Consider the following 14,274-nt stretch of genomic DNA (forward strand, 5'->3'; position numbering starts at 1 on the left):
TTCTCTAATTAAGGTAATGAATTTAGAAAACGCTAAAAAAATAATGCTTGTCACACTCAAATGGATTTTCATTTGTGTTTTGACAGGCATTTTTTCTGGATCGGCATCTGCCTTTTTTTTAGTAGCACTAGATTGGGTTACACAGTATAGAGAACACAACAACTGGATGATTTGGTTTTTGCCAATAGGCGGTCTTATAATAGGATTGGGATATTATTATTGGGGTAAATCAGTAGTTAAAGGCAATAATTTATTGCTGGAAGAATATGAAAATCCTCAAAAAATAATTCCTTTAAAAATGGCACCTTTAGTGCTTTTTGGCACCTTAATCACACATCTTTTTGGAGGTTCAGCCGGTCGTGAAGGAACAGCAGTTCAAATGGGTGGCGCTATTGCCGATCAATTTACAAGAATTTTCAAACTTGATAATAGAGACCGAAAGACATTAATTATTTTAGGGATTAGCGCTGGTTTTTCCTCCGTTTTCGGAACACCCTTGGCGGGAGCCTTGTTTGCTTTAGAAGTTCTATATTTCAGTACAATCAGTTATAAAAGTATTCCGCTGTCGTTTTTAACGGCGTACATCGCTTATTTCACCGTTGAATTTTGGCATGTTAAACATACTCATTATAGCATTCCTATTATCCCTGAAATGAGTTTTTCAACCTTATTTTGGATAATTCCAGTCGGTATTATTTTTGGTTTAGCCGCCATGTTATTTTCGCGAAGCACCCATTTTTGGGGTCATTTATTTTCAAAAAGCATACCTTTTCCTCCACTTCGTCCTTTCGTTGGAGGAATAATACTTGCTTTAGCGATTTACTTTATTGGAACCACAAAATACATCGGTCTAGGAGTTCCTATAATTGTTGATTCGTTTTCTAATCCAAATGCTTCGTATGATTTTATCTTAAAAATACTATTCACCGGATTCACGCTCGGAGCAGGATTCAAAGGTGGCGAAGTAACTCCGTTATTTTTCGTAGGTGCCACACTGGGAAGTACTTTATCTATAGTAGTTCCTTTACCCATCGCACTTTTAGCAGGAATGGGATTTGTGGCTGTTTTTTCGGGAGCAACACACACGCCTATCGCTTGTACGGTTATGGGAATGGAACTTTTCGGGATAGAAAGCGGTATTTTTATTGGCATTGCTTGTGTCATCGCGTACTTTTCTTCTGGGTCCGTAGGAATTTATAATGCTCAAATAGTAAAAGGAGCAAAATACCATCTGTATCAAAAAATAAGAAGAAAAAACATGGAACTTTTGTAAAGCACAAACACTTTTTTTTTAAATTATAAAATTATTTTTTTGTAGTATTGTTCTTAATTCCACATTAATTTAATTTTACCGCAATGGCTTTTGGACTCCCCTCTACATCTTCACAATACATTCCTCTAAATAACTTATCTAAGTTGCAGCTTATTTACATAGCCATTGAAGTCTTTAAAAAACTGAAGTGGGACTTAACTCAAATAGATGAAAACGGATTAAAAGCCCAATCAAAAAATGATTTAAACACTTGGAATGAAACCATTGTTATTACTTTAGAGGATCACGATCCTTTGATAACAAGCTTTAGCAATGGAAATCAAATCTATGATCGCGGAAGAAATCAAAAGAATATTGATACCTTTTTAGATTTATTTTACGAAATAAAAAAAGAGGAATCCATTTTAGCATTTGACGAAAGTTCACTGAGGGATTCTATAAATACTGAAACTACAAAACAGGAATCAGTAATAACAGAAGCTAGAAGCCTCACTCAATTTTATTCTTTTTTCTCCATATTTATACCTACCAAAGATTATTTTATTACCCCAATTCTCATCAATATAAATATTCTGATTTTTCTTTTAATGAGTTTTTCGGGAGTTAATATCTTTGTACCAAAAACACAGGATATTATTGATTGGGGCGGGAACTTTGGCCCTCTAACAACCGAAAACAACTGGTGGCGATTAATTTCAGCTTGTTTTGTACACATTGGGATTTTTCATTTGCTAATGAATTGTTACGCGCTGGCGTATGTTGGTTTATTATTAGAATCCTACTTAAAAAAAAGAGATTTCCTGCTGACTTATCTTTTTTGTGGACTCATAGCAAGCTTAGCAAGTTTATATTACAATACCGATATTGTAAGTGCTGGTGCATCGGGAGCTATTTTTGGAATGTATGGGATTTTATTAGTATCTATCCTGTTTAATACTATTGACAAAAAAGCAAATAGCTCGCTGTTGCTAACAATAGGAACTTTGATTGTCTTAAATATTGCCAACAGTTTCAAAGAAGGCATCGATGGCGCGGCACATATTGGAGGGTTACTTTCAGGAATAGCATTTGGTGCTATCCTAGCAATATTGGTTAAAAACAGAAAAATTGGAATTACAATAGTCGCATCAACAACACTAATTTTAACTGTAGGTTTATTTACACTTAGTAAAAATTCAAAAGTATACATCTATCAAATCATGAAATATCAAGAAGGAATGCAAGATTTTGTAGACATGGAGAAAATGGCTTTAGAATCCTACACTACTTTTTATGGGGACAGCAAAGAAAATAAATTGTCTGAAATTAAAGACCGAGGCATTTATTATTGGAACGAAAATATAATTCTACTAAAACAACTTGACAAATTATATCTTCCAGAAGCCATACACTTACAAAATGAAACTTTAATTGAATATTGTGAATTAAGGATGGAATTCTATGGACTTGCCTATAAAAAATTAAACGAGAACACCGATAAGTATGATGCTAACATGACAGAACTTAATAATGAAATCAACACAATCGTTATTAAAATAAAAAGCATTACTAAGAAATAGGTACCGAGATTTAATTACAAATTAAAAAAATTAAGACATTGATTCCCAATTAATTTCTTTTCATCCCAGAAACCATTTTGAAGAAAATAGAAATAGAAAAATACTGCCTTTAATAATCCGTGAAATTCCTGTTAATGATTTCAACATTACATTAAAAAAATGTAATTTCGCAATCTATGAAAATACAAGACATTCAAGCGATACAGTTGTTATTATCAACTCCAAAAAAGATTGCCATAATCCCACATCGAGGTCCTGATGGAGATGCCATGGGCTCTACCTTAGGCTTATATCATTTTTTATTAAAAAACAATCATCATCCTGTGGTGGTTTCTCCAAATGAATTTCCTGATTTTCTGGCTTGGATGCCCGGATCAGAAACCGTAAAAGTATACGAAAAAGACAAAGAAAACTGTACTAAAATACTGGAAGAAGCGGAGCTTATTTTCACTTTAGATTTTAATGCTTTACACCGAACTGGCGAAATGGAGCATGTTTTAGCCAAGTTGAAAGCGCCATTTATAATGATAGATCATCATCAAAAACCTGATGATTATGCCGCATTTACCTATTCTGACACCTCGTTTGGATCTACTTGTGAAATGATATATAACTTCATTTTATTTCTTGGAAAAAAAGAAGACATAGATAAAACTATAGGAACTTGTATTTACACCGGAATTCTTACTGATTCAGGTTCTTTTCGTTTTCCAAAAACAACAGGAACAACCCATAGAATTATTGCAGAATTAATTGATTTAGGTGTCGAAAATACGGAGATTCCAACCTTATTATTTGACAACAGCTCTTATGAAAGATTACAATTATTAGGAAGAGCACTTCAAAACATGAAAGTCTTAACGGAGCACAAAACCGCATACACGACGCTAACTCAAGACGAGTTGAATTCTTTTGATCATGTAAAAGGTGATACCGAAGGAATTGTAAACTACGGATTAAGTATAAAAGGAATCGTTTTTACTGCTATATTTATCGAAAATAAAGAAGAAAAAATCATCAAGATTTCATTTCGTTCACAAGGTGATTTTGATGTCAATCAATTTGCCAGAGACCATTTCAATGGTGGAGGACATCGTAATGCTGCCGGCGGAAAATCAGAAGTATCGATGGAAGAAACGATACGAAAATTTGAAGGTTTAGTAACAACGCTAAAAATATAATAGATGTCAAAATTTAGTACGTTAATCGTATTTGGGTTCTTTTTATCCATACTCGCTTCAAGCTGTAAACAGCATCAGGATGCCAGAAAGCCTATTTCACAGACTTCAGGAAGCTTTATGAAGAAATCAATTGCACGCAATAAAAAATTGGTTGCCAACGAAGAAACTCAAATTGAAGCTTTAATCAAAAGTAATCCTAACGTAAAATATATCGCTTCCAAGAAAGGATATTGGTATACTTATGTGACAAAAAATGATATTGATTCTCTGACTCCTAAAAAAGGAGATGTCGCTTTTTTTGACTACGAAATAAAAGATTTAAAAGGTGTTGTAATCTATTCTGAATTAGAATTAAGACCTCAAATCTATTATGTAGACAAACAAAACATCATGATGGGATTGCGTGACGGTATTAAATTAATGCGCAAAAACGAAAAAGTAAGCTTCCTTTTCCCCTCAAATATGGGATATGGCTACCATGGTGACGACAAAAAAATTGGGACAAACCAACCTTTAATTTGTACAGTAACTTTACGTGATTTCAAATCAGAAATGGTGTATAAAAAAGAAAGTGAAGTCCAACAAAAAGTAATACCTACGGCCGCCAAACCAGAAACCAAAGCCGTGCTAAAACCCAGTGACACTATAACTCAATAAAATTAAATGTAGAAATGAAATCGCCATGATTTAATCCCGATCAAGAAGTTTCGGGACGGGACAAAAACAATAAAAAAGAATGGCGATACCATATACCAATAAAAAACAAATATTAAATTAGTATGAAAAAAAAGATCCTATTCGCATTCCTAGTTATTGCTTCCTTTTACTCTTGTAAAGAAGAGCACAACAATCTTCCTGATGGTTTATATGTAAAAATAGAAACCAATAAAGGGGAAATTATTGTACAATTAGATTTCGAAAAAGCACCTATAACTGTTGCCAACTATGTAACATTAGCCGAAGGGAAAAATGAATTTGTCACCAATGAAAACCTTAAAGGCAAACCATTTTTTGACGGATTAAAATTTCACAGAGTAATTCCGGAATTCATGATTCAAACAGGAGATCCTTTAGGAACTGGCTCTGGAGATACCGGTTATAAATTTAAAGATGAATTCTCAGACTTGAGATTTGACAAAGGCGGCGTTTTGGCTATGGCCAATAACGGACCTACAACTAACAGCAGCCAGTTTTTCATCACCCATCTTGCAACACCTTGGTTAGAAGGAAAACATACTATTTTTGGTCATGTAGTCGAAAAAGGGATGGATGTTGTCAACAAGATTGTACAAAATGACTATATCACTAAAGTTACTATTATCAGAAATGGTGAAGCTGCCAAAAAGTTTAATGCGGTAAAAATATTCAACGATTATTTTTCAGTAGAATCTGAAAATCAAAAGAAAAAAGCAGCGATTGATGCTGAAAACAAAAAAATTTACGACGCTAAATACAAAGAAGTTCGCGAACAAAAAATCGCTTATTTTGCCACATTAAAAGCCAAAGCTACTAAAACACCTACAGGATTGCAATATGTAATTACAAAGAAAGGCGGCGGTAAAAAACCTGCAAACGGCACCAATGTTTTCATTCATTACGCCGGTTTTCTGGAAGATGGAGAATTATTTGACGCCAGTGTAGAAAGTGTTTCTAAAACTTTTGGAAAATACGATGAAAACAGAGCTGCTCAAAACGGGTACCAACCCATCCCTTTCCAAAGCGGAAGAAAAGATGGCATGATTCCTGGTTTCATTGAAGGATTGGAACAATTATCTTTTGGGGACAAAGCGGTAATTTTTATTCCATCTCGATTAGGATATGGTGAAGCGGGAGCTGGAGGCGTAATTCCACCAGGTGCTAATATCATTTTTGAAATTGAATTATTGGAAACAATGCCTCAACAATAACAGTTTAAAAAGTTAGACCTTAAATACTTAAAAAATGAAATTTAAAATTCTGTTTTTATTATTTGTGGGAATGCTAAACGTGCATTCTCAAACTATAAAGAAAACTGTTCCGGTAAAAAAACCCGTGACAACAGTTAAAGCTGCTGTGAAACCTGCAGTAAAACCAGTGGTAAAAGCACCTGCAGTAATCGAAGGGATTTTTGCAACAATTTCCACAAACAAAGGAGATATTGTGCTTGAATTAGAATACAAAAAAACTCCGGTTACCGTAGCTAACTTCATCGCGCTTGCTGAAGGTAAAAATACTTTTGTAACCAATGAAAAACTAAAAGAAAAACCGTTTTTTGATGGTTTAAAATTCCACCGTGTCATTAAAGACTTCATGATTCAAGGTGGAGATCCTTCTGGAAATGGCTCGGGTGGACCTGGTTATGCGTTCAAAGATGAAATTACAGATTTAAAACACAACAAAGCCGGAATACTTTCTATGGCTAACTCTGGACCAACTACTAATGGAAGCCAGTTTTTCATTACCCACAAGGAAACGCCATGGTTAGACGGTAAACATACTGTTTTTGGTCATGTGACTGAGGGAATGACTGTAGTTAACTCCATTGCTGCAAATGATGTCATTACTAAGGTTACCATCGTTAGAAAAGGCATTTTAGCCAAAAAATTTGATGCCCCAAAAGTGTTCGCAGATTATTTCAACAATAAATCTGAAGACCAAAAGAAACAGGATGCAATTAACGCTGAAAACAAAGCAAAACAAGCAGCAATTGAAGCCGAAGCCAAAAAAGTGTACACTGAAAAATACGGTCCGGTAGTAGCTGCAAAAAAAGCCTATTTGGCCACTACAAAAGCAACAGCAACCACTACTCCAACAGGATTAGCATACAAAATAATCCAAAAAGGAACTGGCGTAAAACCTGCAAACGGAACTACATTTTATTTCCACTATGCCGGTTATTTTGAAGATGGAACCCTTTTTGACAGCAGTTATGAGGAAGTTTGTAAAAACTACGGAAAATTTGATGCAAACCGTGCCGCTCAAAACGGATACCAAGCATTCCCTTTTGAAGCAGGGAAAAAAGACGGTATGATTCCAGGATTTATTGAAGCATTAGAAAACATGTCCTTTGGAGACAAAGCAGTCGTTTTTATTCCGTCAAATTTGGCGTATGGAGAAAGAGGCGCCGGTGGTGTTATTCCTCCTAATACAACACTTGTTTTCGAATTAGAAATGCTGGAAAAACAAGTAGCTCCAAAACAATAACTCTCAAAAAAACACCAATAAAAAACCCGACAGACTTCAAAATCTGTCGGGTTTATTTTTATAATTTATTTGGTAAGCGTATTGACCCACTAATAGAAATCGGTGTTAATCCGTTTTATCAGCGTTATCGGCATTTCAATTATTTCTTTCCAAATTTCCAGTCAAATTCATCTTTTTGATTGATAATCGCACCAATCTCAAATTTCACCACTTCATCAAATTCCGTTTGAAAAATGATCCAGTTTTCTTCATTGAAATAGTTTTCAAATGTGTCGAATTCCTCTTGTGTGAATTTAGTGATTCCTTTGGCTGCCAAATCTTTTTTGACATCACTGATTTTTCTATTGATAATTTTATTACCAAACAACTCCATTTCAGGACTCGAAGCTACGATATAACCCAATTTAAATTCTTCCTCCACATAGAACGTCAAACGCATTTTTAGTTTGTTGTAGGCAAAAATCACATTATCATCCTCGTCCTTGTAATTCCTGTCTGGTTTACCGTAAATAGCGGTAACATCGTTTTGTTTCATTCCGAAAATGAGCTTGTCAATTCCGTTTTTTGGATTTATTTTCATATATAGATAATATTTGTTTTTTAATGGACTCGAGCGATAGCGAACAGGCGAAGCAATATGGCATCCCCAGATCTTCATCGGTGTTTGCGACAAATGTTGTCATGGCAATTTCATACCTAGTTTATATTTTTTTTAAGCAATATGTAATTTGCATAGCGCTACAGTTGTTAATTTCAAACTTGCGTTATACTCCTTTCATCTCGTATTATTTGACCGCAAAGTTCGCAAAGTTTTTCGCAAAGTCCACTACCTTTTTATTTAAAAATTAATGCTACACAAATACTGCTACTGATTCTAAAATTTACAATTTGGGCGTGACCCGCTAAAAAAATCGGGTCGGGTTATCCGCTTTAATCTCCCGAAGAAAAATCGGGAGGATTTCCGCTTTTATCCCTCACGCAAAAGCCTCGGTACTATAAGAACTTTTGGCTTAACAAAAGAATATTTGTAAAAAAATTAGTATCTTTAAATCACAAAATCAACACAATATGACTTGGACAGCAAAACTGATAAAACACAATAACGAAAACAGAATCGCTGTTTATTTTGAAAAAGATGTTGATTTAATTGCACGAATCAAACAAGTGGATGGCGCTCGATGGAGCCAAAAAAAAAACCGTTTGGCACATTCCGGATACAATCGAAAATAGAGAACGTTTCAAGATAGAACCCCTGAAAAATTCTCTCCCTTCAATCGAGGGAATTGAACACATTACAAAATTCATACAATGGCTATCGTCAAAAAGATATAGTCCCAGCACCATAAAAACCTATAGCGAAGCGCTCAAATCATTTTTAATATTTTACCGTGAAAAGCAAGTTGCGGAAATTACAAACGAGGATTTGATCATTTACAATAACGAATTTATTCTAAAAAACAATTTATCGGCATCGTATCAAAACCAAATCGTTAATGCCCTAAAACTATTTTTCAAAACAATACAAGATAAGCAAATAATTATTGATACCATACACCGCCCTAAACGTGGGAAAGTATTACCTAATATACTGAGCAAAGAAGAAATAAAATTGATTCTTACCGTTTTAACAAATACAAAACATAAAACAATGTTGAGTTTGATTTATGCTTGCGGATTAAGGCGAAGCGAACTTTTACAACTCACTTTTAAGGATATTCAAGCAGACAGAAAACTTCTTGTCATCAAACAATCAAAAGGAAAAAAAGACAGAATAGTGCCTATAAGCGATAAAATAATTGAAATGCTTAGAGACTATTACAAGGAATATCGTCCAAAGAAATGGTTGTTTGAAGGACAACGAGAAAATACAAAATATTCTGACAGAAGTTTAGAAGAAGTATTAAAAAAAAGCATTAGATTAGCTCAAATAAATAAGCCCGTAAGTTTGCATTGGTTGCGCCATAGTTATGCCACACATTTATTGGAAAGCGGAACCGATTTGAGATACATTCAGGAACTTTTGGGACATAGCAGTAGTAAAACTACAGAAATATATACCCATGTAAGTACCAAAAGCATACAAAATATCAAATCTCCATTTGATGATTTATAAAAAATAATGCGCAACCCAAGTTGAGTATATACAATCAAAAAAGAGAGATATACTCATCTTTTTGCACAAAATCTGAGTATATAAATAAGTTGTGCGTAAGCAAAAAAAAAACGATGATGAAAAACATTACATATCTTATTTTAAGCATATTTCTAATTGGTTGCCAAAATAAACAAGAAGAAAAAATAAGTGAAAAATCGGAACTTAATCAAACTAAAATTAATAGCCCAAAAATTGAAAAAGACGTTGATAAAGAAATATGCTGGGAAGGTCAAATAAATAACAAACTACCAATATTTATTCACTATTCCTTACAAGAAAATGTAGTGATTGGAGAAATCACGTATCTTAATACAAAAAGCAAAACTCCAATTAAATTAATTGGCACAATCGAAGATGACAAAAGCTTTAGATTATTAGAGTTTGACAAAAATGGAAATATAACTGGAATCATTACTGGAAAACCAAACGGTGATAAATTTAATGGAACATGGTTTTCTCCGAAAAGCAGAAAAGAATTCAGTTTAAATCTCAACAGGTCAGAAAAACACATAAAATCAGAAAGTAAAACCGTAAACCAAAAAGATATCTTTGGAGATTATCAATATAGTTACGGAGAATTTACATATAGTGGAGAATTCAATGTTGAAAAAATTGACAATAATCATATTGCCTTTGAAATACTATCGGTTGGAAATGGAGAAGCACCACCAATTGCTCAAGTTGAACGCGACACAATAAAACTAGAGAACAATTCTTTTACATACAAGCTTCCTGAAAGTGATGATTGCGAGTTCAAAATCACTTTTTATAAAAATTTTGTATATGCAGAATATCTAAAAGGAAATTGTGCCGGACAATTTGGAATGAATGCAACAATAGAAGGTGTTTTCATCAAGCAAGATTAGTGAAATTGCCTAACGCACAACAGCGGTTTCGCAAGATTTGTGTTTTAGGCTTAATTTGAAATTGGTCTTGTATTTGGAAGATTTGGCAAATCCGAATAATGGACTTAATTTAGTCCCAAACCTCGCGAAGCCGCGGGACGTTAGCAACAAGCAAAAGAAACAACGTGTATAAACAAGAAGAAAAAAAATATTTTAACGAACGTTAGGTAAATAATAATTTTTACTTATTTTTGCACCATGAGACCACAGAAAATTTTAGATACAGATATGATATCTGGACTTACCAAAGTTTTTAGAGATAAAGGCTATGAAGGAACGAGTTTAAATGATTTAGCAGAAGTAACTGGATTAAAAAAAGCAAGCCTCTATCATCGATTTCCAAATGGAAAACAAGAGATGGCAGAATGTGTATTGAACAATATAGATCAGTGGGTTGATGATAATATTTTCTTTCCTCTATTGAACGAAAATAAATCAACAAAATTGAGATTAAAAGATGCTCTAAAAAATATTGAAATTCTTTATGATAGCGGAAAAGAAACGTGTGTTTTAAGAGCATTTTCTATGCATAGCGGATTATCTTTATTTGAGCAACAGGTAAAATCTGGTATGGATAAATGGATTATCGCTTTTAATTCATTAGGTATTGCCTTAAAATTAACTTCCACAGAATCTCAACAAAACGCCATTCAGACCTTAATTGAATTGCAAGGCAGTCTAATTGTAACAAAAGGGTTAGCTGATACAAATATTTTTAAAAATACTTTAAAAAATATTGAAAAGCGATATTCAATAGAGTAAAAAAATTTGAAGTAATTAATTAACAAACGTTCGGTAAATTATGGCACAATTACATCCACTACCACCTTTTAACGAAGAAACAGCGATACAAAAAATTCAAAAGGCAGAAGATGTCTGGAACAGCAAAGACCCAATTCAAATTTCAAAAGCATATACACTTGATACAGAATGGCGTAATCGAAATCAATTCATTAACGGAAGAAAAGAAGTACAGGATTTTCTTGCTGACAAATGGAAAAATGAATTGGATTATAAACTTAAAAAACAACTTTGGACATTTAACGACAATCGTATTGCTGTACGATTTGAGTACGAATATCGAGATAAAAATGGTCAATGGTATAGAGCTTACGGAAACTAAAATTGGGAATTTGATGAAAATGGATTAATGAAAAAAAGGTTCGCAAGCATAAATGACTTAAAAATTAAAGAAACAGAAAGAAGGTTATAAACAATTAGAATATGAAAAAAATAATCCTATTACAACTAATTATCCTATTAACATTATCAGGATGCAAAAACGAAACAAGTAGTAAAACTATCGATAAATCAAAAAGTATGACACACAAACACCCCACATTTTTTAAAACCATCAAAATTAATGGAATTAACATTGCTTACAGAGAGGCAGGAAATCCCAAAAATCCTACAATAGTGCTATTACATGGTTTTCCTTCATCTTCACATCAATACCGAAAAGTTCTATCACAGTTATCTGATGACTTTCATTTGATTGCACCAGATTATCCATCATTTGGAAATAGCGATTTTCCATTGGCAAGTGAATATGAATACACTTTTGATAATATTGCAAAAACTATAGATGCGTTTTTAGAAAAGAAAAAAATTGAGTCTTATGCATTAATGATACAAGATTACGGAGCACCTATTGGTTTCAGAATAGCTACAGCTCACCCAGAAAAGGTTACGGCAATAATAAATCAAAACGGAAATGCATATTTAGAAGGTTTGGGCGAGGCTTGGGCTGGAATTAGAGCACTTTGGAAAGACCGAAATCCTGAAACTGAAAAAGCAATACTACCAGCCTTTTCATTAGACGGTTTGAAATGGCAATACACACACGGAACAAGAAATGTTGAAACAATAAACCCAGATACTTGGCATTTAGATTATTTAAGGCTTTCAAGACCAAATGCACATAAAGTCAATATGGATTTATTTTACGACTATCAAAACAACTTAAAACTATATCCAAAATGGCAACAGTATTTAAGAGATAATCAGCCACCTTTATTAATAGTTTGGGGGAAAAATGATGAGTTTTTTCCTGAAAGCGGAGCAGTTGCTTTCAAAAAAGATGTAAAGGAAATCGACTATAATATTTATGATACTGGGCATTTTGCATTAGAAGAAGATGGAGAAGAAATAATAGAAAAAATTAGAGTATTTATGACGAAAGTTGAGCAGTAATTGCCAGTTGCTAACAGCCTGTAACCGCAATCGCGGAGATTTTGGTTGCAGAACGTTCTGTTTTCACGAAGAAAGTTATATATTGTCAGAGATAACTCAGTTCGCTTTGATCCGCGACTGACGGTTACAGGCGACACGTTGGCAACAAGCTTAAACAACAACAACAACTAAAATGCTAAGACTGAAATTAACCATTTTTACACTCTTCATTCTGACAAATTCATTTGGACAGAAAATAGAAAAAGTATTTCTTGACAAAAATGATTCTAGCAAAAATTGCTACACAATAATTTATCCTCCAAAACTACCTTGGACTGGTTATATATTTATTATTCCAGGATTTGGAGAAACGGCCGAAAGAGTTTTAGAACAAACTGACTTACCTGCACTTACAGCTAAAAGTGGACTTTTGACAATTATTCCAACTTTTCAAGACGGTGTTTTGTCATTTGGTATTGATAACTTAAGCCAACAATCATTCAATAATATCATACTAGACGTAAGGAAAAAACATAAATTAACTGACCTTGATTATTATGTTGGTGGTTTTTCTATTGGTGGAAGTACAGCAATTAAATTTGCTGAAAATGAATCACTAAAACCAAAAGCAATTTTTGCAATTGATCCACCACTTGATCTTGAAAGATATTATAATTCAAGTAAAAGAGAGGTTAGATTATCCGTAAACAAAATTCCCGATGAAGAAAGAGTTTATATGATTGAAAGACTAGAAAAAGAAATGGGAGGGTCACCAAAAATTGCGTTAAAAAATTATTACAAAACATCACCTTATTCATTCAGTGACACTACTCAAACAGCTATTAAGAATATAATAAAACTTCCTTTGAGAATTTACTCTGAACCTGATGTTAATTGGTGGCTAAAAGAAAATGCAGAGGATTTCACAGGGATGAATGTTACGGAATGTTCTGCAATGATTAACGAATTGAATAGACTGGGAAATACTAAAGCAGAATTGATAATTACACAAAATAAAGGATATAGAAAGCCTGAAAATAGTAGACATCCACATTCTTGGAGTATTGTGGACAATAATGAATTAATTGAATGGTTGCTAATACAGAAATAAAGCCAGCAGGTAACACACGCTACAAGCAATTTGGGCACTTGGCTTAATGGAAAGTTATTTTTGTATTTGGGATGATTTGCTTCGCCTGTTCGCTATCGCTCGGGTGGCAAATCCTAAGAATGGGCTTAATTTAGTCCCAAACCCGCTGTAGTACTAAAACGTTATAACCAATTTAAAACCAAAATTGATGAAAAAGCACATTATTCTACTTACATTCCTTTTAATTTCTAATATTATAATTAGTCAAACAATCAAAAAAGAAGACATTATCGGAACGTGGCAAGTTGAAACAAATTTGACAAAAACCACTGATCCAAAATTCAAAGATTTAATTGAAGGATTTAAGTCTTCAATTTTTAAGTTTGAACAAAACGGAAATTTTGAAATGTCCTCACCAAATAAAAGTAAACTTTTTTTGATGACATTAGAAATGACTAAAAACAAAAAATGGAAATTTGATAATAATAGACAATTAATCAAAATTGGAAGTGAAAAAGATTACTTCTCAATTATGGGAATATATGTTAAAAAAAATAGTGGCAAAATAATTTTCCAAATAAGCGAAAGTGAGCTTGAATTTGAAATGATAAAGTTCTAAATAAACTGGCTATAACAGCTACTCCTATGTAAAGCATCATAAAGTTATTCACAACTTTTGAGAGGGTTATATGTTGGTTATTTTTCGAGTATAAAATTCCGTCCCAACGGCTTGTTGAAAAAGTTGGAAACAACTTT

General features: G+C 33.3%; 14 protein-coding genes and 1 pseudogene. 14 read left to right on the top strand and 1 reads right to left on the bottom strand.

Annotated elements, in window-relative coordinates:
• The first annotated feature begins 16 nt into the window (after positions 1-16).
• The 6 genes from ACNQF8_RS11410 (at position 17) to ACNQF8_RS11435 (ending at position 7,196) form a co-directional block, all read left to right on the top strand.
• Positions 17-1,273, top strand: a complete 1,257-nt coding sequence (locus ACNQF8_RS11410) for a voltage-gated chloride channel family protein (protein WP_417983517.1) — start codon at positions 17-19, stop codon at positions 1,271-1,273.
• Positions 1,274-1,356: 83 nt separating this feature from the next.
• Entirely contained in the window at positions 1,357-2,832 is a 1,476-nt protein-coding gene (locus tag ACNQF8_RS11415) for a rhomboid family intramembrane serine protease (protein WP_417953496.1), read from the top strand.
• A gap of 176 nt (positions 2,833-3,008) precedes the next feature.
• The gene (locus tag ACNQF8_RS11420; protein WP_315206887.1) at positions 3,009-4,013 is read left to right on the top strand and encodes a DHH family phosphoesterase; all 1,005 of its coding nucleotides are present in this window, start codon (positions 3,009-3,011) and stop codon (positions 4,011-4,013) included.
• A 3-nt stretch (positions 4,014-4,016) separates the two neighbouring features.
• Entirely contained in the window at positions 4,017-4,670 is a 654-nt protein-coding gene (gene gldI, locus ACNQF8_RS11425; RefSeq protein ID WP_417950249.1) for a gliding motility-associated peptidyl-prolyl isomerase GldI, read from the top strand.
• A 122-nt stretch (positions 4,671-4,792) separates the two neighbouring features.
• Positions 4,793-5,920: a peptidylprolyl isomerase gene (locus ACNQF8_RS11430; protein ID WP_417950251.1), complete on the top strand. Its 1,128-nt coding sequence runs from the start codon at positions 4,793-4,795 to the stop codon at positions 5,918-5,920.
• A 34-nt stretch (positions 5,921-5,954) separates the two neighbouring features.
• Positions 5,955-7,196 carry a peptidylprolyl isomerase gene (locus tag ACNQF8_RS11435; protein ID WP_417950253.1) on the top strand — a complete coding sequence of 414 codons (1,242 nt, stop codon included), beginning with the start codon at positions 5,955-5,957 and terminating at the stop codon, positions 7,194-7,196.
• Positions 7,197-7,335: 139 nt separating this feature from the next.
• Here ACNQF8_RS11435 and ACNQF8_RS11440 read toward each other — a convergent pair whose 3' ends face one another.
• Positions 7,336-7,776, bottom strand: a complete 441-nt coding sequence (locus ACNQF8_RS11440) for a hypothetical protein (RefSeq protein ID WP_338647908.1) — start codon at positions 7,774-7,776, stop codon at positions 7,336-7,338.
• Positions 7,777-8,264: 488 nt separating this feature from the next.
• On the opposite strand from ACNQF8_RS11440, the gene ACNQF8_RS11445 reads away from it, so the two are divergent.
• The 8 genes and pseudogenes from ACNQF8_RS11445 to ACNQF8_RS11480 all read left to right on the top strand — a co-directional run bounded on the left by ACNQF8_RS11445 (position 8,265) and on the right by ACNQF8_RS11480 (position 14,137).
• Positions 8,265-8,426, top strand: a complete 162-nt coding sequence (locus tag ACNQF8_RS11445) for a hypothetical protein (RefSeq protein ID WP_417950255.1) — start codon at positions 8,265-8,267, stop codon at positions 8,424-8,426.
• Positions 8,365-9,309, top strand: a complete 945-nt coding sequence (gene xerA / locus ACNQF8_RS11450) for a site-specific tyrosine recombinase/integron integrase (RefSeq protein WP_417950257.1) — start codon at positions 8,365-8,367, stop codon at positions 9,307-9,309. Before ACNQF8_RS11445 ends, xerA begins: the two co-directional genes overlap by 62 nt.
• 116 nt (positions 9,310-9,425) lie before the next feature.
• Positions 9,426-10,217, top strand: a complete 792-nt coding sequence (locus ACNQF8_RS11455) for a hypothetical protein (protein ID WP_417953495.1) — start codon at positions 9,426-9,428, stop codon at positions 10,215-10,217.
• Between the two features lie 237 nt (positions 10,218-10,454).
• Positions 10,455-11,018: a TetR/AcrR family transcriptional regulator gene (locus tag ACNQF8_RS11460; RefSeq protein ID WP_417950261.1), complete on the top strand. Its 564-nt coding sequence runs from the start codon at positions 10,455-10,457 to the stop codon at positions 11,016-11,018.
• Between the two features lie 40 nt (positions 11,019-11,058).
• Positions 11,059-11,469, top strand: a pseudogene (locus ACNQF8_RS11465) (DUF1348 family protein).
• An 11-nt stretch (positions 11,470-11,480) separates the two neighbouring features.
• On the top strand, positions 11,481-12,449 hold the full coding sequence (locus ACNQF8_RS11470) for an alpha/beta fold hydrolase (RefSeq protein ID WP_417950262.1): 969 nt from the start codon (positions 11,481-11,483) through the stop codon (positions 12,447-12,449).
• Positions 12,450-12,621: 172 nt separating this feature from the next.
• Positions 12,622-13,539, top strand: a complete 918-nt coding sequence (locus ACNQF8_RS11475; protein WP_417950263.1) for an alpha/beta hydrolase — start codon at positions 12,622-12,624, stop codon at positions 13,537-13,539.
• A 187-nt stretch (positions 13,540-13,726) separates the two neighbouring features.
• The gene (locus ACNQF8_RS11480; RefSeq protein WP_417950264.1) at positions 13,727-14,137 is read left to right on the top strand and encodes a hypothetical protein; all 411 of its coding nucleotides are present in this window, start codon (positions 13,727-13,729) and stop codon (positions 14,135-14,137) included.
• Positions 14,138-14,274 lie beyond the last annotated feature (137 nt).

The organism is Flavobacterium labens (genome assembly GCF_048286755.1).
Taxonomy (GTDB): domain Bacteria; phylum Bacteroidota; class Bacteroidia; order Flavobacteriales; family Flavobacteriaceae; genus Flavobacterium.